General features: G+C 71.0%; 2 protein-coding genes. One reads left to right on the top strand and one right to left on the bottom strand.

The window, feature by feature from the left end:
• Positions 1-237: 237 nt before the first annotated feature.
• On the bottom strand, positions 238-21,651 hold the full coding sequence (locus OH491_RS23695; protein WP_342750733.1) for an autotransporter-associated beta strand repeat-containing protein: 21,414 nt from the start codon (positions 21,649-21,651) through the stop codon (positions 238-240).
• Positions 21,652-21,918: 267 nt separating this feature from the next.
• On the opposite strand from OH491_RS23695, the gene OH491_RS23690 reads away from it, so the two are divergent.
• Positions 21,919-22,170, top strand: coding sequence for a hypothetical protein (locus OH491_RS23690; protein ID WP_068768749.1), 252 nt, complete (start codon positions 21,919-21,921; stop codon positions 22,168-22,170).
• Positions 22,171-22,290: the final 120 nt, after the last annotated feature.

The following is a 22,290-nucleotide window of genomic DNA, read 5'->3' as shown; positions in this document are numbered from 1 at the left end:
ACCGACGACAGACTGGAAGGCCAATACAAGCTGTGGAACTGGCCGCCCAAAGCGGCCTGGACGCGATGAGAGCCGCTGAAACCAATCCGAAAGAACGGGACTCGGCAAGCCGGGTGCGGGAAAACCGCCCGCACGGTTTGATGAGGGGGAGGGCGGCGCCGGCGAAGCTCCGCCTCGCCGCTCTCTCCACTCTACTTGTCCATGATTCGCGATTTTTCGTTTCCGGGCCGGGCGCGCTTACCAGAGCCGCCGGTAGCCGAGGTTGATGCCCCAGGGGCGTTGATACTTGCCGGACATGGAGTATTCGTAATCCAGATACACCTGGCTGAAGTCGCTCACGCGGTAGCTCGTGCCGAAGCCGAACTCGACGCGCACGCCGTCGAAATCGGCCTTGAGCGTGGTCGGCGACCCGTCGCGGGATTCGATTTCGCCGCCGCTGGAATTCATGCCCGCGACGCCGAACTTGCCGTAGGGATACCATTTGCTGTCCTTCAACTGGCGCCCGAAGCGCACGCGCGCGCGGTATTGGAGGGTCTCGGAGTCGGCGACGCGGACCGAGATCGCGCCCAGGCCGGGGGCGGGGTCGGTGGCGTAGTCCTTGCCGTCGAGGCGGAGGATGGCCGCCTGCACGCTCGGCTCGATCCACCAGCCGTCGTTGCGGATCACGCGATACCAGCCGGTCTCGACCGAGAGGCTCGCGCCTTTGGTCTTGTAGCCGCCGTGGATGACGCGGTCGTCGCCCACCGCGCGGGCGTCGAACTCGTTGGTGTAATTGTCGAGGCGCGCGATGGCGTTCACAAACCATGACTTGGTCTCAACCAGGGTGATATAGGCGCCGAAGCTGGAGGAGCGGGTCTCGCCGGCGCCGCCGTTGTCGAAGTCGCGGTTAATCATGCCGGTGTCGGCAAAGAGGCCGATGAGGCTCGCGCCTGTGTCGGTCTGGAAGGCCAGGTCCATGCCGGCGGTGAGGCCCCAGGAGTATTGCTTGAAGGGGAGGCCGGAGATGTCGTTTTTGGCGCTGAGGCCGTAGCCGCGTCCGCGCATCCAGAGGTTGCCGCGGGGTTTTCTGCTCCCGGCGACGGCGGCGCCGAGCGAGGCGCCGGCCTCGGAGCGGAGGTCGCCGAGGCGCAGGTGGAGGCTGTCGAGCGCGAAGGCCCAGTCGAGGGCGAGGGTGTTGGCGGTGTTGAGGATGGCGTCGGCGGCGTGCGAGATGTTGCGGTCGGTCAGATACCATTTGTTCAAGAGGGGGGTGTGCGCGCTGCCGTCGCCTTGAAGGAGTTCGAAGGCGGTGAAGCCGCTTTCGATCCTGCCGCCGGGGTTGGCCAGGGTGAAGTCGGCGTTGCCCGAGTTCACGGTGATCAGCTCGACCGCCATGTTTTCCTTAATCCAGGGGGACTGGGTGCCGAGGGTGTCGATGAACACGCTGTGCGCGCCGCCGCCGCTGTTGGCGATGGTGAGGTGGTCGGAGATGAGGCCGGCGGTGGTGACGCCGGGGACGAGGCGGTCGAGTTGCACGCGCATGGTGATTTCGCCGCCGCCGTTGCCGAGGGTGTCGATGGTGGCGGCGGCGTTCGGCTGGGCGGTGGCGAAGAGGAGTTTGCCGCCGTTGAGGTGGAGCGCGCCGAAACGGAGGCCGGAGGCGGCGAGGCGGAGCTCGCTGCCCGCGTCGAGGATGGTGTTTTTGATGCCGTAGGCGGAGGCGTTGGCGAGGGTGATGGCGCTGCCGGCCAGGCGGTGCGCGCCGTTGCCGGTGAGGGCGTTCTGGAGGGTGCCGGTGACGTTGGCCTGCTCAAAGGTGGCGCCGGCGGCGACGTTGATGCCGGCGACGCCGAGGCTGTCGAGGCGCGCGGCGGCGAGGGTGCCGGCGTCGATGTCGGCGCGTCCGTTGAAGCCGGTGTTGGCGCTGGCGATGGTGACGGAGCCCGCGCCGGTCTTGTGCAGGCGGCCCGCGCCGGCGAGGGTGTTTTGCAGGGCGCCGCTGGCGACGGTGTCCACTTGGAGCGTGCCGTCGAGGGTGATGGCGGCGGAGCCGAGGCCGGAGGCGGAGGTGATGCGCGCGGTGGCGGGGGCGGCGATGGTGGTGGCGGCGGTGAAGCCGGTGTTCGCGGTGGTGAGGGCGAGGGAGCCGCCGGTGAGGGCGAGGGAGCCGGCGCCGTTGAGGGAGCCGTTGATGACGCCGCCGGCGGCGATGGTGAGCGCGCCGCCGTTGAGTTCGAGGCGGGAGTTGGCGGCGGTGTCAACCGCGCCGACGGCCTGGGTCTTGCCGTTGAGGTCAAAGGCGGCGGCGGCGCCGGTGAGCGCGAGGCGGGCGGTGTTGCCGAGGACGTGGTCGTTGCCGGCGACGAGGGCGCCGCGGGCGACGGTGGTCGTGCCGGTGTAGCTGTTGGCGGCGTCGGTGAGGGTGATGGAGCCGACGGCGTCGATGACGAGGCTGCCCGCGCCGCCGATGCGCGCGGTGAAGTTGTCCGCGCCGGCGGGGGCGGGGGCGTCCTGGCCGAGCGTGAGGGCGCGGTTGGCGAGGAGGTCCACCGCGGTGAGGCGGTAGGTGACGTAGAGGCCGGAGCCTTGGGTGCCGGTGTCGGTGAGGCCGTAGTCGTAGGTGCCGTTGGCGACGGTCTGGCCGGACTGGTTGATGTAGGCGGATTTCGCGTTGGTGATTTGGGCGCCGGTGGCGTTGTCAACGAGTTTGAGGGAGTTGACGTTGCCGGTGACGACGGCGGCGGAGACGAGCTGCGTGCCGGCGCTGCCTTCGTCCTGCCGGAGGAGGGGGAGCTGCGGGACGGCGGCGGGGAGGTTCAGGCCGGGGAGGTTGACGCCGACGGTGCCGCTGGCCCAGGTGTCGATGTCGAGGGCGCCGGCTTGCACGAGCGAGGGGCTGGTGATGTCGGCGGGGATGGTCGCGCCGAAGTCGATGCGTCCGCCGTTGAGCGCGAGGGCGCCGATTTGCTGGGCGCCGGCGCCGACGGTGGTGCGGTTGCCGGCGTCGAGTCGCAGGGTGGCGTTCCTGAGGGCGGCGGTGTTGTTGCCGGAGAGGGCGAAGCTCGACGAGGCGAGCGCGACGGTGCCTTGGAAGGCGTTGCCGGTGGCGGCGGCGAAGGCGAGGGCGTTGCCGCTGTTGCCGAGGTCCACGCGGAGCGTGCCGGTGCCGGCGAGGGCGTTTGCGTGGTTCCAGCCGATGGTGGCGGCGATGTCGAGGAGGCCGTCGATTTGCGCGCGGCCCGAGCCGAGGTTTTGCTGCCGCGTGACGGTGGCGGCGGCGCCGGCGTCGATGCGCAAGGCGGCGACGGTGTTCGTGCCGGTGAGGGCGACGGCGGCGTTGCCGGTGACGAAGGTCGTGCCGCTGCCGGCGATGTTGTTGGAGAAGGCGCCGGTGGCGGCGAGGTCAAGTATCGAGTTATTGGATACGGCGCCGGCGCCGATGCCGTGGAGGTTTTCCAGGGTGAGCGTGCCGCCGCTGATGGTGGTCGCGCCGGTGAAGGCGTTGGACTGGCTGATGGTCAGGTTGCCGGCGGCGGTCTTCACGAGCGTGCCGGAGCCGCTGAGGGCGTTGGAGAAGGTTTCGGCGGCGGTGTTGGCGAGGGTGAGCTTGCCGTTGTCCACGATGGCGGCGGCGCCGAGGTTCGCGGTGCCGGCGGCGTCGAGCGCGGTGGCGGCGGCGATGGCCCACGTGCCGGAGAAGGCGGTGTTCGCGGCGGTCAGCGCGACGCTGCTGGTGCCGACGAGGGAAACGGCGCCGTCGCCGGCGATGGTCTTGGCGAACGCGCCGGTGGCGCGGTCGAGCACGAGCGCGCCGGTGACGGCGGCGGCGCCGGTGTCGCCGAGGGCCTGCGTGTGGCGGAGCGTGGTCGTGCCGGTCACGCCGACGCTGGCGGCGAAGGCGGCGTTGGGGCCGGTGATGTCAACGCGGCCGCCGAGCCCGAGGCTGCCGGTGCCGGCGAGGGCGCCGGCGACCGTGCCGCCGTTGGTGACGGCGAGCGCGCCGGTGCCGAGGTCGAGGCGCGAGGAGGAGGCGGTGTCGAGCGCGACGACGGTTTGCGCGGTGTTATTGAGTTCAACCACGGTGGCGGCGTTGAGGACGAGGCGGGCGGTGCGCCCGAGGGCGCTGTCGCTGTCCGTGACGAGGGTGCCGCGGGTGACGGTGGTGGTGCCGGTGTAGGCGTTGGCAGTGTTTCTGAGCGTGATGGAGCCGGTGGCGTCGATGCGCAGGTTGCCCGAGCCCGTCACCGTGGCGACGAGCGCGTCGGCGCCGGCGAGGACGGCGTTGTTGAGGTCGTTGTTGAGGACGGTGGTCTGGCCGGCGCGCAGGTCGAGCGCGACGAGGGTGTAGTCGAGCGCGAGGCCGCTGCCGCTGGCGAAGGCGGCGAAGTCGTAGGTGCCGCTGGCGGTGGTCGCGCCGCCTTGGACGATGTTGCTTTGCGTGGCGGCGCCGAGTTGCGCGCCGGTCTGGTCGATGAGTTGCGTGCCGGTGATGACGGTCTTGCTGCCGGGGGCGAGGCCGGCGCTGTCGATGAGCCGGATGGCCTGGCCGTCGTCCTGCTGGAGAAGCGGGCTTCCGCCGGCGGAGGTGAAGCCGGTGGTGTCGATGCGGATGACGGTGTCCTGGATGTCGAGGGCGGCGGTCTTGATGACGCCGGCGGCGGAGCCGCTGGAGGCCAGGGCAAAGCCGAGCGTGCCGCCGTTGAGGACGAGGTTGCCGATTTGCTGGGTGCCGGTGCCGACGGTGGTGCGGTTGCCGGCATCGAGTTGCAGGGTGGCGTTTTTGAGGGCGGCGGTGTTGCTGCCGGAGAGGGCGAAGCTCGACGAGGCGAGGGCGACGGTGCCCTGGAAGGCGCTGCCGGTGGCGGCGGCGAAGGCGAAGGCGTTGCCGCTGCTGGCGAGGTCCACGCCGAGCCTGCCGGTGCCGGTGAGGGCGTTGGCGTAGTTCCAGCCGGTGGTGGCGGTGATGTTCAGGCGGCCGTCGATGTTCGTGGCGGCGGAGCCGAGGTTTTGCTGGCTGTTGACGGTGGCGGTGGCGGTGCCGGTGATGTCCCACTTGGTGAGGGTGTTGGAGCCGGTGAGGATCACGTCGGGGTTGATGATGGTGGTGCCGGTGCCGAGGAGGTTGTTGGCGAAGGTGCCGCCGGTGTCGATGTCGAGGGTGGCGTTGTTGGTGATGTCGCTCGTGCCGATGCCGTGGAGGTCTTGCAGGGTGAGGGTGCCGCCGGCGACGATGGTGTCGCCGGTGAAGGCGTTGGACTGGGAGATCGTCAGGTTGCCCGCGCCGGTCTTGATGAAGGTGCCGGAGCCGCTGAGGGCGTTGGAGAGGGTTTCGGCGGCGGTGTTGGCGAGGGTGAGCTTGCCGTTGTTCACGATGGCGGCGGGGCCGAGGTTCGCGGTGCCGCTGGCGCCGAGCGCGGTGGCGGCGGCGATGTTCCACGTGCCGGAGAAGGTGCTGTTCGTGGCGGTGACGGCGACGCTGGAGGTGTTGACGAGGGCAACGGCGCCGGCGCCGGCGATGGTCTTGGCGAGCGCGCCGGTGGCGTTGATGAGGGCGAGTTCGGCGCCGGCGGCGACGGTGGCGGCGCCGGTGTTGCCGAGGGCGGCGACATCGGCGAGGCGGGTCGTGCCGGTGACGCCGACGCTGGCGGCGAAGGCGGCGTTGGCGCCGGTGATGTCAACGCGGCCGCCGAGGCCGAGGCTGCCGGTGCCGGCGAGCGCGCCGGCGATGGCGCTGCTGTTGGCGCCAGTGTTGGTAACGGCGAGCGTGCCGCCGGCGAGTTCGAGGCGGGTGTTGGCGGCGGTGTCGAGCGCGCCGACGGTTTGCGCCTTGCCGTTGAGGTCAAACGCGGCCCCGGCCCCGGCGAGGGCGAGGCGGGCGGTGCTGCCGAGGGCGGCGTTCACGCCGGCGATCACGGTGCCGCTGGTCACGGTGGTGGTGCCGGTGTAGGTGTTGGCGGCGTTGAGCGTGATGGCGTTGGTCGCGGCGAGGGCGAGGTTGCCGGAGCCGCCGATGCGCGCGAGGAACTCGGAGCCGCCGGGCGCGGCGGTGTCGCCGTCGAGGAGGAGGGTGCGGCCGGCGAGGATGTCCACGGCGCGGAGGCCGTAGCTGACGTAGAGGCCGTTGGTGCCGGAGGCGTCGGCGGTGGCGAGGCCGTAACCGTAGGTGCCGGTGGCGACGTGCGTGCCGGCCTGGTTGATGGCCGCACTTTGCGTGGCGCTCACGAGCGCGCTGGTGTTGAGGTCCCAGAGCCTGAGGTTCGCGGTCTGGCCGGTGGTCGTCGCGGAAGCGGCGAGCCGGGTGAGCGCGCCGTCGTCCTGCCGGAGGAGCGGGGCTTGCGAGACGGCGGTGCTGGCGCCGGCTTGCGGGATGCGCACGCCGATGGTGCCGCTGGCGAGATGGAGCGTGCCGGTCACGTCGATGAAGGCGGGCGAGGTGATGTCGGCGGGGACGTTGGTGTCGAAGTCCATGCGGCCGCCGTCGATGGCGAGGTTGGCGATTTGCTGGGTGCCGGCGCCGACGGTGGTGCGGTTGCCGGCGTCGAGTCGCAGGGTGGCGTTTTTGAGGGCGGCGGTGTTGTTGCCGGAGAGGGCGAAGCTCGACGAGGCGAGGGCGACGGTGCCTTGGAAAGCGTTGCCGGCGGTGGCGGCGAAGGCGAAGGCGTTGGCGCTGTTGCCGAGGCCGACCTGGAGGGTGCCGGTGCCGGCGAGGGCGTTCACGTAGTTCCACGGGGCGGCGGCGGCGATGTCGAGCAGGCCGTCAACGCGGGTCGCGCCGGCGCCGAGATTCGCGGTCGCGCTCACGCGGGCGGCGCCGGTGATGTTCCAGGCGGTCTGATTGGCGCCGGCCAGGGTCACGGGCGCGGCGGCGGCGCCGGCGGTCACGCGGGTGGTGCCGGTGCCGTTGATGTTGTTGGCGAACACGCCGGCGGCGGCGAGTTCGAGCGCGGCATTGTTGGTGATGCCGCCGGCGCCGGCGCCGCCGAGGTCCTGGAGGGCGAGCGTGCCGGCGCTGATGAGCGTGCGCCCGGCGAAGGCATTGGACTGGCTGATGGTCAGCGTGCCGGCGGCGGCCTTGACGAGCGTGCCGGAACCGGAGAGGCGGTTGCCGAGGGTTTCGGCGGTGGCGTTCGCCACGGTGAACATGCCGTCGAAGAGGATGTCGGCGTCGGAGAGGTTCGCGGTCGAGCTGGCGGAGAGCGCGGTGTTTTGCGCGACGCGCCACTGGCCGTGCAGCGCGTTCGTCGCGGTGAGCGCGACGCTGGAGCTGCCGGCGAGCGCGACGGTGCCGGTGCCGGCGATGGTCTTCGCGAGCGCGCCGGTGGCGTTTTCGAGGCGGACGCGGCCGGCGGCATCGAGCGTGCCGGTGTCGCCGAGGGCCTGCGTGCTGCGGAGCGTCGTCGTGCCGGTGACGCCGACGCTGGCGGCGAAGGCGGCGTTCGAGGTGGTGATGTCGGCCAGCCCGCCGAGGGCGAGCGTGCCGGCGCCGGCGAGCGCGCCGCCGACCGTGCCGCCGTTGGTGACGGCGAGCGTGCCGCCGGCGAGGTCGAGGCGGGTGTTGGCGGCGGTGTCGAGCGCGCCGACGGTTTGCGCCTTGCCGTTGAGGTCAAACGCGGCGCCAGCGGCGGCGAGGGCGAGGCGGGCGGTGTTGCCGAGGGCGGCGTTCACGCCGGCGATCACGGTGCCGCTGGTGATGGTGGTGGTGCCGGTGTAGGTGTTGGCGGCGGCGAGCGTGATGGCGTTGGTCGCGGCGAGGGCGAGGTTGCCCGCGCCGGCGATGCGCGCGTGGAACTCGGAGCCGCCGGACGCGGTGGTGTCGCCGTCGAGGAGGAGGGTCTGTCCGGCGAGGATGTCCACGGCGAGCAGGCCGTAGCTGACGTAGAGGCCGTTGGCGCCGGCGGCGTCGGCGGTGGCGAGGCCGTAGCCGTAGGTGCCGGTGGCGACGCGCGCGCCGGACTGGTTGATGGCGGCGCTTTGCGTGGCGCTCACGAGCGCGCCGGTGTTCAGGTCGAGGAGCGCGATGCCGCCGATGTTGCCGGTGGTGGTGGCGGAGGAGGCGAGCTTGGTGAGCGCGCCGTCGTCCTGCTGGAGGAGCGGGGCTTGCGGGGCGGTGTAAGCGGTGGCGCCGGTGGGGACGCGCACGCCGATGGTGCCGCTGGCGAGGTCGAGCGTGCCGGTCACGTCGATGAAGGCGGGCGAGGTGAGGTCGGCGGGGACGTTGGTGTCGAAGTCCACGCGGCCGCCGTCGATGGCGAGGCCGGCGATTTGCTGGGTGCCGGCGCCGACGGTGGTGCGGTTGCCGGCGTCGAGTCGCAGGGTGGCGTTTTTGAGGGCGGCGGTGTTGTTGCCGGAGAGGGCGAAGCTCGACGAGGCGAGGGCGACGGTGCCTTGGAAGGCGCTGCCGGTGGTGGCGGCGAAGGCGAAGGCGTTGGCGCTGTTGCCGAGGCCGACCTGGAGGGTGCCGGTGCCGGCGAGGGTGTTCACGTAGTTCCACGGGGCGGCGGCGGCGATGTCGAGCAGGCCGTCGACGCGGGTCGCGCCGGCGCCGAGGTTTTGCTGTTGGGCGACGGTGGCGGCGGCGCCGGCGTCGATGCGCCAGGCGGCGACGGTGTTCGTGCCGGTGAGGGCGACGGCGGCGTTGTTGGTGACGCGGGTGGTGCCGGTGCCGGCGATGTTGTTGGCGAAGTCGCCGGCGGCGGCGAGGTCGAGTATCGAGTTATTGGATACGGCGCCGGCGCCGATGCCGTGGAGGTTTTCCAGGGTGAGGGTGCCGCCGGCGATGGTGGTCGCGCCGGTGAAGGCGTTGGACTGGGAGATGGTCAGGTTGCCGGTGTTTTGTTTGACGAGCGTGCCGGAACCGCTGAGGGCGTTGCCGAGGGTTTCGGCGGTGGCGTTCGTCACGGTGAACATGCCGTCGAAGAGGATGTCGGCGGTGCCGAGGTTCGCGGTCGAGCTGGCGCTGAGCGCGCTGGCGGGGGCGATGGTCCATGTGCCGGTGAAGGCGGTGTTGGCGGCGGTGAGGGTGACGCTGGAGGATGTCGCGGGCGTCGCAAGCGACGCCCCTACGGTGATGTTGCCGGCGCCGGCGATGGTTTTGGCGAGGGCGCCGGTGGCGCTGGTGAGGGCGAGTTCGGCGTTGGCGGCGACGGTGGCGGTGCCGGTGTTGCCGAGGGCGGCGACATCGGCGAGGCGGGTGGTGCCGGTGACGCCGACGCTGGCGGCGAAGGCGGCGTTGGCGCTGGTGATGTCAACGAGACCGCCGAGGCCGAGGCTGCCGGTGCCGGCGAGGGCGCCGGCGATGGAGCCGCCGTTGGTGACGGCGAGCGTGCCGCCGGCGAGGTCGAGACGGGTGGCGGCGGCGGTGTCGAGCGCGCCGATGGTCTGGGCCTTGCCGTTGAGGTCAAACGCGGCGCCGACGCCGGCGAGGGCGAGGCGGGCGGTATTGCCGAGCGCGGCGTTCACGCCGGCGATGACCGTGCCGCTGGTGATGGTGGTGGTGCCGGTGTAGGTGTTGGCGGCATTGAGCGTGATGGCGTTGGTCGCGGCGAGAGCCAGGTTGCCGGAGCCGCCGATGGTGGCGTGGAACTCGTCGCTGCCGCCGGGCGCGGCGGTGTCGCCGTCGAGGAGGAGGGTGCGGCCGGCGAGGATGTCCACGGCGCGGAGGCCGTAGCTGACGTAGAGGCCGTTGCTGCCGGAGGCGTCGGCGGTGGCGAGGCCGTAGCCGTAGGTGCCGGTGGCGACGTGCGTGCCGGCCTGGTTGATGGCCGCGCTTTGCGTGGCGCTGACCAGGGCGCTGGTGTTGAGGTCCCAGAGCCTGAGGTTCGCGGTCTGGCCGGTGGTCGTCGCGGAGGCGGCGAGCTTGGTGAGCGCGCCGTCGTCCTGCCGGAGGAGCGGGGCTTGCGAGACGGCGGTGCTGGCGCCGCCTTGCGGGACGCGCACGCCGATGGTGCCGCTGGCGAGGTGGAGCGTGCCGGTCACGTCGATGAAGGCGGGCGAGGTGATGTCGGCGGGGACGTTGGTGTCAAAGTCCACGCGGCCGCCGTCGAGGACGAGGCCGGCGAGGGCGTTCGTGCCGGCGCTGACGATGACGCGGTTGCCGGTGGCGCTGACGAGCGTGGCGTTGATGAAGTGGTCGTCCGCGAGGGTGAAGACGCTGTCGGAGAGGCGGGCGGCGCCGTTGAAGTTGAAGGTGAGCAGGTTATTGGAGATGGCGAGGGTCGAGGACGGTCCGGCGAGGCTCACTTCGAACAGGCCTTCGCCGGCGACGGCGTTGGAGAGGGTGAAGTTGCCCGCGATGCCGGGGGCGATGCGGGCGGTGCCGCCGGCCTGGATGTCGAGGTCGCTGGCGCCGAGGGCGGCGGCGCTGTTGTTCGCGGGGGTGGCGAGGACGAGCATGCCCGCGGCCACGGTGGTGTTGCCGGTGTGGGTGTTGGTGGCGGAGAGGACGAGGGTGCCGCTGCCGGCCTTCAGGAGGCTGGCGCCGTCCCAGCCGCCGGCGGCGGGGGCTTGGTCGGCGAGGGCCGTGTCCACCTCGAACTTGCCGGAGGCCACGGTGAAATCGCCGTGGCCAAGCGCGGTGCCGCTGTTCCACGCGAGCTGGGTGCCGAGCACGTAGTCGGTGCCGCTGGCGTAGGTGTTGAACACAAGGTAATCAAACGCGCTCGTGCCGCCGTGGATGGTCTTGCTGTCGAAGTCGCCGGCGATGGCGTTGCCGGCGCGGATGAGCACCCGGGCGGTTTGCACGGCCTCGCTGGCCTTGGTGCCGCTGGTCGTGCCGGTGAAGCCGTCCACGATGAGCGCGCCGGAGAGCGTGGCGCTTTGCGCGGTGACGAAGGCGCCGCGCGCGCCGCCGAGGGCAAGCGTGAGCGTGGAGGCGGCGTTTTGCGCATAGGTGCCGGTGGCGGACACGCTGCCGCTGCCGGCGATGGCGAGGGAGCCGTTGCCGCCGTTGCCGCCGACGACGACGTTGCCGCCGGCGAGCGCGAGGCCGTTGCCGCCGATGCTGCCGGTGCCGACCGCGCCGTTGAGGCCGAAAAGGAGGTCGGCGCCGGCGCGGAGGGTGCCGCCGGTGACGGCGAGCGAGCCCGCGCCGCCCGCGCCGATGTTGATGTTATCCGTTGTGTCCAGCAAACCGCCGCCGATGGTGACGGCGCCGGACGAGCCGGCACTGGCGCCGGCGCTGAGCGCGGCAGCGCGGACAGCGCCGCCGGCGACCGTGAGCGCGCCCGTGCCGTCCGTGCCGACATAAAGGGTGCCGCCGGTCGTCCAAAGACCGCCGTTGACGGTGGCGGAGCCCGTGGCGGTGGAGGCGTTTCCGACCTGGCTGTGGCCGGCGACGGCGACGGTGCCGCCGTTGACGGTGAGCGAGCCCGCGCCGCTGCCGCCGACGGCGAGGCCGCCGGACATGCCCCACAGGCCGGTGCCGCTGACGAGCACCGCGCCGTCGGTGGCGGCGGCGGCGCCGATGACGCCGGCGGCGTTGGCACCCGTCCAGTCGGAGATGGCGAGGGTGCCGCCGTTGACCGTGGTGGTGCCGCTGTAGTTGTTGCTGGCGCTGAGGGCGAGCACGCCGCGGTTGGCGGCGGTGAGGGTGATGGATTTGCCGTCCCAGCCGCTGGCGTTGGGCGCGGCGACGGCGTTCAGGGCTTCGTCCATGTCGAAGCTCTCGCCGGCGTTGAGGGTGAAGTTGCCGTGGGCGCGGCCGGTGCCGCTATACCAGACGAGGCCGTAGCCGAGTTTGTATTCGCGGCTGTCCGGCGTCTTGAACGCGCCGAGCATCAGGTAATCCATCGCGGTGGTGGTGCCGGTGGCGCCGACCGAGGTGAACTCGCCGGCGATGGTGCCGGTGGTGGTGCGGATGATGGTCTGCTGCGAGCCGACCAGGCTGCTGGCCGACATGCCGCCGACGGTGCCGGAGAAGCCCAGGACGCTGACGTCGCCGCCGATCACCGCCGACTCGGCGGTGACATAGGCGCCGCGCGCGAGGTTGAGGTAGAGGTCGAGCGAGGAGCCGGCGCCTTGGAAATAGGTGCCGCCAACCGTGACGGAGCCGCTGTCAAGGATGGTGAAGCGGCCGGTGCCGGGCTGGTCGTTGTAAAGGTTGCCCCCGACCGTCCAGAGGGCGTTTTGCGAGAGAGTGACGGAGCCGTTGCCCGCGTCCGCGCCCTGGCGTCCGCCGAGGTAGGCGTGGGTGCCGGTGACGAGGCGTCCGCCCGCGCTGACGGCCAGCACGCCGGTGCCGGAGGAGCTGCCCACGACGAGTTCGTCCGTCCGCCATGCGCCGGTGACGGAGGCCGTGCCAAAGCCGCCGCCGGCACCGATGTAGGCGGTGGCGCCGGTGAGCGTGCCGCCGGCGGCGACCGTCAGCGTGCCGGTGGCGCCGGCGCCGCGTCCGACATAGGCGGCGGCGCGCGCGTCAACCAGGCCGTTGGCGTCGATGACCAGCGCGCCGGTGCCGCTGTTTCGCCCGACGTGGAGATTGTCCATGGCCCAGGTGCCGGTGACGGTGGCGTGGCCGTTGGTGGCGGCGCTGCCGCCGACGACGCCGGCGGTGTTGCCGCCCGTCCAGCCGGTGATGGCGAGCGTGCCGCCGTTGACGGTGGTGGTACCGGTGTAGGTGTTGCTGGCGGAGAGGGTGAGGAGGCCGATGTTGCTGGAGGTGACGGTGAGCGATTTGCCGTCCCAGCCGCTGGCGAACACGCCGGCCTCGTCGCCGAGGGCGTGGTCCACGTCGAAGGCGAGGTAGGAGGTGACCGGGACGATGGTGAAATCACCGTGCGCGGTGGCCGTGCCGGACAGCCAGCTCAGGTTGAAGCCGACCACGTAGTTGGTGCCGGTGGCGGAGATGATGCCGCCGGAGGACTTGTAGGCGGTGGGAGTGATAAAGTCCGGCGGCGCGCCGTTGATGCCGATTTGCTTGGAGCTGAAGTCGCCTTCGATGGCGTTGTTGGTGCGGAAAAGATACACGTGGTTGGCCATCAACTGCGTGGCCGTGGTGCCGGTGATGGTGCCGGTGAAACCGGTGACGACGAGCGAGCCGCCGAGCGTGGCGCTCTGCGCGGTGACGAAGGCGTCGCGCGTGCCGGTCAGGTGGATGTCGAGCAGGGAGGCGGCGTTTTGCGCATAGGTGCCGGCGACGGTGATCCGGGCGTCGTCGCGCATGATGAGCGAGGCGGAGCCGTCGCGGCCATTATGGAGGGCGGCGGCGCTCAGCAGGGCGTTGCCGCCGAGAGTGACGGCGCCGGTCGCGCCGGCGGCGTGGCCGATGAAGGCGGTGCCGCCCGTCAGGAGGCTGCCGCTGCCCGCCAGCGTGAGCACGCCCGCGCCGGCGTCGCCGACCCGCAATTCGCGGCCGGTGTCCCAGAACCCGCTGCCGCTGATGGCGACCGCGCCGGAGCCGGTGGCGCCGATGTAACCGCCGTCGCTGGCCACCCTGCCCCGCTCCGCGATGGTGAGCGCGCCGGAGCCGGCGTCGCCCACGCGCAGTTGCGAGTCGATGTTCCACCGCGCGGAATCGCCGACTGCCGCCGTGCCGCTGCCGGTGGCTTCGGAGCCGATGCCTGCGGCGCCCGCGACGTGGATGCTGCCGCTGCCGGCCAGCGTGAGCGCGCCCGCGCCGGCGTCGCCGACGTGAAACGCGCCGCCCGCGTCCCAGAAGGCCGAGCCGCCCACGGTGCCGGAGCCGGAGGCGCCGTTTTCAGAGCCGAGCCGGACGGTGCCGCTGGAAACGCGGGCGTTTTGGGAAAGGAGCAGCACGCCCGCGCCTTCCTTGCCGACGTGGAGCGAGCCCGCCGTGTCCCAGCGGCCCGCGCCGTTGACAGCGGCGGTGCCGGTCGCGCCGGCGCTGTTGCCGATGATGCTGTCGCCGCCGACGGTGACGGTGCCGGCGTTGACGAGTTCGCCGACGCCGTCGTTGCCGACGGTGAGGCCGCCGGTGATGTCGAAGCGGCCGGTGCCGCCGACGCTGACGTAGCCGTAGGCGTCGTCCACGAGGGCGTTGCCGCCGACGCTGACGCGGGCGCGGTCGGCGATATAGAGCCAGCCGCTGCCGCTACGGCCCACGGTGAGGTCGCCGGTCATGCCCCAGTAGCCGGTGCCGCTGACGCGGACGGTGGCGGTGTCGCCGGTGTTTTGGGCGATGACGCCTTCCGCGTTGCCGGTGGTGGTGCCGGTGATGGCGAGGGTGCCGCCGTTGACGGTGGTGGTGCCGGTGTGGGTGTTGTTCGCGCTGAGGGTGAGGAGGCCGGCGTTGCTGGAGGTGACGGTGAGCGATTTGCCGTCCCAGCCGCTGGCGAACGCGACGCCGGTCCGGTCGGCGAGGGCAACGTTGACGTCGAAGCTGGAGCCGCCGGCGAGGGTGAAGCGGCCGTTGCCGTCGGCGGCGTCGCCGAGCCAGCGGAGGTCGATGCCCGCGACGTATTGTTTGGCGTCGGCGGTCTTGTAAATGCCGCCGTGGAGGTAATCGGGGAGGCCGGCGGGGTTGTAGCCGGTGATGGTGCCGCTGGCGAAGTAGCCGCTGATGGTGCCGGTGGCGGCGGTGGCGGTGATGAGCACCTGCTTGTCGCTGGAGCGGACGGCCTGCGCGTCGGCGAAGGCGCCGCCGGCGGGCGTGAAGTTCGAGAGCGTGATCGTGCCGCCGACGGTGGCGCTGGCGGCGGTGATGAAGGCGTCGGCGAGGCCGCGCCCGGAGGCGTCGAGCGTGAGCGCGGAGGCGGGGCCGGACGCATACGCGCCGCCGGCGCGGACGCTGCCGCTGGCGCCGAGGACGGCGAGTTTGCCGGCGGCGGTGATGCCGCCGGTGTTGGACCAGAGGCCGCGGATGACGGCGGAGCTGTCGGCGGCGAGGGTGGCGGCGCCGGTGTTGGCGAGGGTGCCGGTGGCGGCGAGGTTGAGGGCGGCGGCGGCGGTGCCGGAGAGGGCGAGGTCGCCGGTGTTGCGCCAGAGGCCGGCGATGGCCGCGCTGCCGGTGGCGCCGATGATGGCGCGGGTGCTGTCGGCGGTGGCGGCGGCGGCGAGGTTGAGCGTGGCGGCGCCGCCGTTGCCGACGGTGAGGGTGCCGGTTTGCAGGGAGCCGGCGGCGAGGTTGACGGAGCCGGCGCCCTGCTGGTCGCCGATGAGGGTGTTGGCGCCGCGCACCGTGCCGGTGATGGCGAGCGCGCCGGAGCCATAACGCCCGACGACGAGGTTGCCCCCGGCCTGCATGAGGCCTTCCACGAGGGCGGTGCCGGTGGCGACGGGCACGAGGCTGCCGCCCTGGCCGATGGCGATGCTGCCGCTCATGAGGACGGAGCCGCCGGGCCGGACGGCGAGGAAGCCGGTGGCGTCCATGCCGCCGACGGTGAGGCTGGCGGCGTCCCAGAGGCCGCTGACGACGACCGAGCCCCGGCCGCCGGTCTGCGTGCCGACCCGGCCGTCCGCGCCGCGCGTGGTGCCGCTGATGGTGAGCGTGCCGCCGAGCACGAGGGTGTTGCCGGTGTAGGTGTTGTTGTTGCTGAAGACGAAGTTGGCGACGTTTGCGGCGGTGATGGTCACGGACTTGCCGTCCCAGCCGCTGGCAAAGGTGCCCAGCGACGACTGGTCGGTGATGGGGATGTCCGCCTCGGGGTTTTCAAAGGGGATGCCCGCCGGGAGCGTGAAGTTGCCGTGCGCGGTGGCCGTGCCGGTGAACCAGCTCAGGTTGAAGCCCACCATGTAGTCGGTGCCGGTGGCGGAGATGACGCCGTTGTCGGCCCGGAAGGTGGTGAGGGTGATGAAGTCGGGCCGGAGCGCGGGGGTGCCGATGACCTTGGTGCCGAAGTCGCCGGTGAACCCGTTTTGCGTGCGGATGAGCAGCACGTTTTTGGACATGATTTGCGTGGCGGTGGTGCCGGTGAGCGACTCGTTGAAGTTGGTGACGGTGAGCTTGCCGGCGAGCGTGGCGCTCTGCGCCGTGATGAACTGGCCGCGCGTCGCGCCGAGGCGGAGGTCAAGCTCGGAGGCCGCGTCCTGCGTGAACGCCCCGGCCACGGTGAGCGAGCCGGTGTCCTGGATGGTGAGCGCGCCGCGCCCGGAGGAGCCGTTGAGGAAGCCGCCCGCGACCGTCCACAAGCCGCCGTCCCGGATGACCGCCGTGCCGGAGCCGGCGTAGCCGAGGGTGGCCGCGCCGCCGGTCGTGAGGCGTCCGTCGTTCTCGATGGAAAGGGCGCCGGCGCCGCCGACGCCGAGGACGAAGTCGCCGGCGGAGTCCGCCGCGCCCGAGCCCGCGAGCGTCAGGCGGCCGGTGGCGCCGAAGCTCTGGCCGAGGTAAATGTGGCCGGTGGTGGTGAGCCTGCCGTCGTCGATCAAGACTTCGCCGCTCCCGGTGCCGCCGTTGCCGATGATGACGCCGCCGGCGCCGGCGGAGGCCCTGCCGCTGGCGCCGAGGGCGAGCACGCCGGTGCCGCTGCCGCCGACGACGAGGGTCTGCCCGGCGCTCAGATGTCCGTAATTGGAGACGGTGGCGATGCCGACGCCGCCGGCGGCCGAGCCGATGATGGTGCTGCCGGTCACGGCGACGGTGCCGCTGGTGCTGCTGGAGCTGCCGGTGAGCGCAAGCGCGCCGGTGCCGGAGGCGCCGAGGATAAAGTCTTCTCCCACGTTCAAGCGTCCGCCGTTGACGGCGACCGTGCCGTAGGTGTCCGCGGCCTCGCCGATGACGGCGTCGCGCTGGACCGTGACGCTGCCGCTGCGGGCGATGGAGAGCCCGCCGTCGCCGATGGCGAGCCTGCCGCCGGCGCCGTTGTCGCGGATGTTCCACCAGGCGGTGGCGCTGACGGTGGCGGTGCCGCCGTCGATGAGCGCGGAGTCGCCGGCGGTGATTTTGCCCACGCTGGAGCCGGTGCCGCCGGCGAGGAGGAGCGCGCCGCCGAGGACGTTGGTGACGCCGGTGTGGGTGTTGGCGGCGGTGAGTTTCAGGGTGCCGGAATTCGCGGCGGTGAGGGTGAGCGATTTGCCGTCCCAGCCGGAAGTGAAGGAGCCGAGGCCGCTTTGGTCGGCGAGCGCCACGTCCAGGTCAAACACGCCGCCGGGGGCGACGGTGAAGTTGCCGTGCGCCATCCCGGTGCCGCCAAACCAGACGAGTTGCGAGCCGAGCACGTAGTCGTTGCCGAGCTTGAACGCGCCGGAGAAGAAGTAGTCCGCCGCGCTCGCGGCGCCGACGCCGGTCTTGGTCGCGAAGTCGCCCGTGATGCCGTTGGTGGTGTGAATAAGCACCTGGCCGACGGAGAGCTGGCTGGCCTTGGCGACGCCGGTGGCGGGGGTGTAGTTGGAAACGGTGAGCGCGCCGCCGAGCGTAGCGCTTTGCGCGGTGATGAACGCGCCGCGCGCGCCGCCGGCCAGGTCGAGGCCGAGCACGCCGCCCGCGCCCTGCGCATACCCGCCGCCGACCGCGGCGCTGCCGCTGCCCGCGATGGCCAGCGTGCCGGAGGTGTTGCCCAGCGAGGCCGGGCTCCAGAGCCCGCCGCCGTTGATGGTGGCGAGGCCGCCGGCGATGACGCCGGTGCCGCCGGTGGCGAGGGTGCCGCCGGAGAGCGTCAGCGCGCCCGCGCCGTTGATGGTGAAATTGTTTCTGGCGTCCCACAGGCCGCCGGTGATGACGGCGGCGCCGGACGAGCCGGTGATGTCGCTGACAATGCTGTCCCCGCGCACGAGCACGGTGCCGCTGGCAAGTGTCACCACGCCCGCGCCGGCCACGCCGGCGACGAGGTTTTTGTTGATGCTCCACAGGCCGCCGTTGACGGTGGCCGCGCCCGCGCCGGAGGATTCCTGGCCGAGCATGGCGCCGCCGGACGCGGCCACGGTGCCGCCGTTGATCGCCAGCGTGCCCGCGCCGAATATGCCGATGGCAAGCTGGCTGCTCGCGTCGCCGCCGCCCGTCAGGTTCCAGTGCCCGGAGCCGCCCACGGTGACGATGCCGCCCCGGATGTCGCCGCCGTTGCCGCCGGTGCGGCCGGTGATGGCGAGGGTGCCGCCGTAGACCTCGGTCAAGCCGCCGTAGTTGTTGCTGCCGCTGAGGACGAGCTCGCCCTCGCCCGCCTTGATGAGCCGCTGGCCGTTCCAGGCCTTGGCGCTGTTGGCCGCGACGCCGGCCAAGGAAACATCCACGTCGAAGGAGTCGCCGGCCCCGACGGTGAACAGGCCGTTGGCGCCGGTGCCGCCGGCATACCAGTTCAATTGCGTGCCGAGCACGTAGTTGGTGCCGCTCACAAACGCGCCGGCGAGGAGGTAATCGGGCAGGCTGGCGGCGGCGCCGATGCCGGTCTTGACGCTGAAGTCGCCGCTGATGCCGCCGGAGGTGCGGACCAGGATGGCGTCGATGCCGAGATCCGACGCCCTGACAGAGGCGCCGCCGGAGGGATTGTAGCCGGAGACGGCGAGCGTGCCGGAGAGGGTGGCGCTTTGCGCGGTGATGAAGGCGTCCTGCGCGTTGCGCCCGATGAGGCTGAGCGCGAGGTTGCCGCCGGCTCCCTGCGCATACATGCCGCCGGTCGAGACGCCGCCGCCCGCGATGGAGAGCGCGCCGTCGGAGCCGACCGTGAGGCCGCCGGTGTGCTGCAACAAACCGCCCGCGCTCACGGAGACGCTGCCGCCGGCGCTGATGGCGCCCGTGGCGGCGGTGACGGTGCCGCCGGTGATCCCGAGCGAGCCCGCGCTGCCGACGGTGAGAGCGCCTGTGTTCTGCCACAGGCCGCCGCCGCTCACGCCGACGACGCCGGAGGCCGCGGCGGCACCGCCGATGGCGCCCGAGGCGGAGGTGACGGTGCCGCCGCTGACGAGGAGCTGGCCGTCGCCGGAGTTGCCCACGGTGAGGGCGCCGCTGTTTTTCCACAAACCGCCCGCGCTGACGGCGACCCGCCCGGTGGAGCCGATGGCGGCGGCGGCGTTGGCGAGGATGCCGTTGAGGGCCAGCGTGCCGCCGGTGATCGTGGCGTTGCCGCCGAGGCTGCTGCTGTTCCAGAGAGTGAGGAGGCCGCCGCCGGTCTTGGCGAGGCCCACGCCCGCGCCGCCCGCGATGGAGTCGGCCTGGCCGGCGAGGGACGAGGCGTCGCCGATGGCGGCGACCGCGCCGGCGGCGATGTCGAAGCGGGCCGTGCCGCCGCCGGCGTAGAGGAAGCCGCCGCCGGCGTTGCCCGAGCCGGCCTTGTTGCCGGTGGCGACGAGCGAGCCGCTGTCGAGCACGAGCGCGAAGCCGCCGGTGGTGTAAATCGCGCCGCCGCGCGCGGCGGCGGTGTTGCTGGTGAAGAGGGAGGCGCCGCCCGCGAGGATGGCGCTGCCGAGCGTGAAGTCGCCGTTGGCGTAGATGGCGCCGCCGTCGCCGCCGGCGGCGTTGTTGTTAAACAGGATGTCGGCGTAGCTGGAGCGCAGGTTCACGCGGGCGCCCGCGCCGAGGTAAACCGCGCCGCCGTGCCCCGACGCGCCGGTGGTGCGGTTGCCGGCGAGCCTGATGTTGCCCGCGAGGTCGAGCGTGGAGTTTGCGCCGCCGTAGATCGCGCCGCCGGAGCCGGCGGCGTAGGCCGGCGTGGTGATGATGAGCTGCGAGCCGGCGGACTCGATGGTGCCCGCCGCGCCGTCGGTGATGGTGGTGCGCAGCGGGAGCGTCGCGTTGTTTATGACGAGCAGGCGGGCCGTGCCGGAGGCGGGGCCGTCGAAGCGGACGCCGGCGGCGGTGTTGGTGCCCAGCCCGGCAAAGGGATTGGCGCCGGGGACGCTGGCGAGAAACGTGCCTTCGCGGATGATGGTGCCGCCGGTGTGGCCGCTGGCCAGGTTGGAGACATAGGTGCCCAGGCCGCGTTTCACAAGCTGGCCCCCGCCCGTGAACGTGGAGGCGACCCAGAGCGAGCCGGTGGAGATCGCGCCCATCGTGCCGAGCCGCTCGCCCTGCTTCGAGGCCTCGACGAAAAACACGCCGCCGCCCGACGGCGTGGTGATGCTGGTGAGGTTGCCGGCGGCGTCCGTCACCCGGAGGGTGCCGGAGCCGCCGAGCGCGCCGTTGGCGCCGAGCACGAAGTTTCCGGTCTGCATGATGAACAGCCCGGCGTTGGCCCAGGCCGCGCCGCCCGCGCCCGTCGAGACATTTACCCGCGCGGCCTTGAGGATGGAGCCGCCTTCCCCGGCGAGGGTGCCCGAGTTGGCGGTGATGGTGCCCGAGCCGGCCACGCCGTAGCCGGCCCCGTTGATCAGTTGGAACAGGCCCCCCTGCACATTGGTGAACGCGCGGAGGTCGTTGGCGCCGTTGGAAAACACCACCGAGCCGGCGCCGGTCTTGTTGACGGTGGCGGCGGAGGAGGCCCCGGTGGTGATGGGGTCGTTAAACTCGATTTTGCCGGTGCCGGTGGCGTTGAGATTGAGCGTGGCGTTGCCGGAGATGTAGACGGCGCTGGGGCTGCCGCTGCCGGCGACGGGCTTGATGCCCGTGCCCGAGCCGGTGTAGGAGGCCCCCTTGCGGTTGCCTTGGAAAAGGATGTTGCCGGCGTCGGAGGCGTTGAAGGTGATGTTGCCGCTGTCGAAATACAGGGCGCCGCCCTCGTTCTTGGCGTAATTGTTGGTGAACTCCGAGCCCGGCGCGAAGCTGATGCTGGAATTGGGGATGCTGAAATAAAGCGCCCCGCCGGAGGCCTCCCCGTTTGCGGAGTAAACAAAATTATCCCTGAACAACACGGCGTTGTTAAACTGGTAGGAATATCTGGCATTGGTCTCGTTACTCATCCCGCTCAGCGCGCCGCCGTAGGCGCGGGCGCGGTTGCCCGACCCCGCCGTGGTGATGACATGGTTGCCGATGAACGAGGTGACGCCGTCGAAGCGCACCACCTCGTTGCCATTGATGAAACCGATGTTGATGGCGCCGCCGCGCGAATACTGGTCCTGGGCGTTGCCCGTGTTATAAATAAAGTTGTTCTGGAACAGGGTGGAGCCGGAGAAACGCAGCGTGCCGCTGTAGCCCCAGACGTCGATCGCCCCGCCGAAATTGTTGGCCCAGTTGCCCTCGAACACCGCGTCGGCATTAAACGCGACCAGGCCGTCGGAGCTGACGGACATCGCGCCGCCGTAATTTTGCGTGCTGTTGTTGAGGAATTTTACCGTGCCGGGGCCGTTGAAGGTGAGAGAGCCGGCACTGTTGCCGCGGTGATCGAAAATTCCCACCGCGGAGGCGTCGCCGGTGGCGATACTGTCCCGGATCACCAGCCCGCCGGCGCCGACGTTCACGGTTGCGCGCCCGTCCCACACATCCAGCACCGAGCCGGAGGCTTCGCCGTTGGCCGCCCTGAAATTCTGGAAGGTCACGCCGTCAAAGTTCAGGGTCTTGGTGCCATTATTGTTGTATAAACGAAACAAGCCATAGTCGCCGCGATAGGTGCCCCACGTGTTGTTAACGATGGCGTTGCTCAGGCTGAAGGTGAAGTTGTTGTCGGTGGCATTAATATAGGCGTAATTATTGACCGTGATCGTGCGGCCATTGCCGTAGATGGTGATGACGCGGTTGTTGTTGGGGCCGTAAGCCGAATCCCAGTAAACGTTGCCGGTGAGGTTGATGTTGCCGGAGTCGTTGCCGCCAAACAGGGCGTCAAGATCGCCCGAGCCGATGTCCCGGGCCGGCGCCCCCAAAGGCCAGGCGAAGGCCGCCAGCAACAAAAACGCCGCAAGGCTATTTGAGTATTTCAAGTGCTCCCTAAAGAAATTTAGGTGTTTAGCTGTTTTTTGATTTCGTTTCGTAGTCATTTTAAAATTTGTATATTATTTGTAAAGGTAGCCGTATTATACAGGGATTTGCTTTTCGGAACAATAAGTGGAAATACCTAACGCACATTGTCCATGGCAAGAAAATATGCCGTGGTATTAAATTTTAACTCCCTATCATAGAACCGCCCACAGGCCAACCAGCGCACGGCGGAAACCGGCGTGCCAGCTTGCTCCAAACTCTCGAAGTTTTTGAAAAAACGCGATGAACGGCTTCCCGGCTGCAACCCCATCCGCAAACTCGCAGCCAGCGGCACTGCCAGCACACTCTGGCTCACCGTCGCCCTCACCATCACCATCACCGGCACCGGTGGAGGCGGAACTGGTGGCGGCGGAAACGATGGTGGTGGTGGCGTGCCGACGCTCCCCGCGCTGATCCTCCTCGCCTGGCCATTCGATAAGGGTCGGCCATTCGTCGAGCCGTTGTTGAAGGGCTGCGCATGACCGGCACACGCTACCAGCCCGCTTGCCACGACATCGCGCAAGGCTTGCTCGGCTGGATACTGGCCAGCGGGGACGCGGCGGCGCGCGACGAGGGGAAATAGCCGGGTCCCCCGCGCATTC

This window comes from Termitidicoccus mucosus (assembly GCF_038725785.1).
Classification (GTDB): domain Bacteria; phylum Verrucomicrobiota; class Verrucomicrobiia; order Opitutales; family Opitutaceae; genus Termitidicoccus; species Termitidicoccus mucosus.
This window is presented reverse-complemented; position numbering and strand designations above follow the sequence as displayed.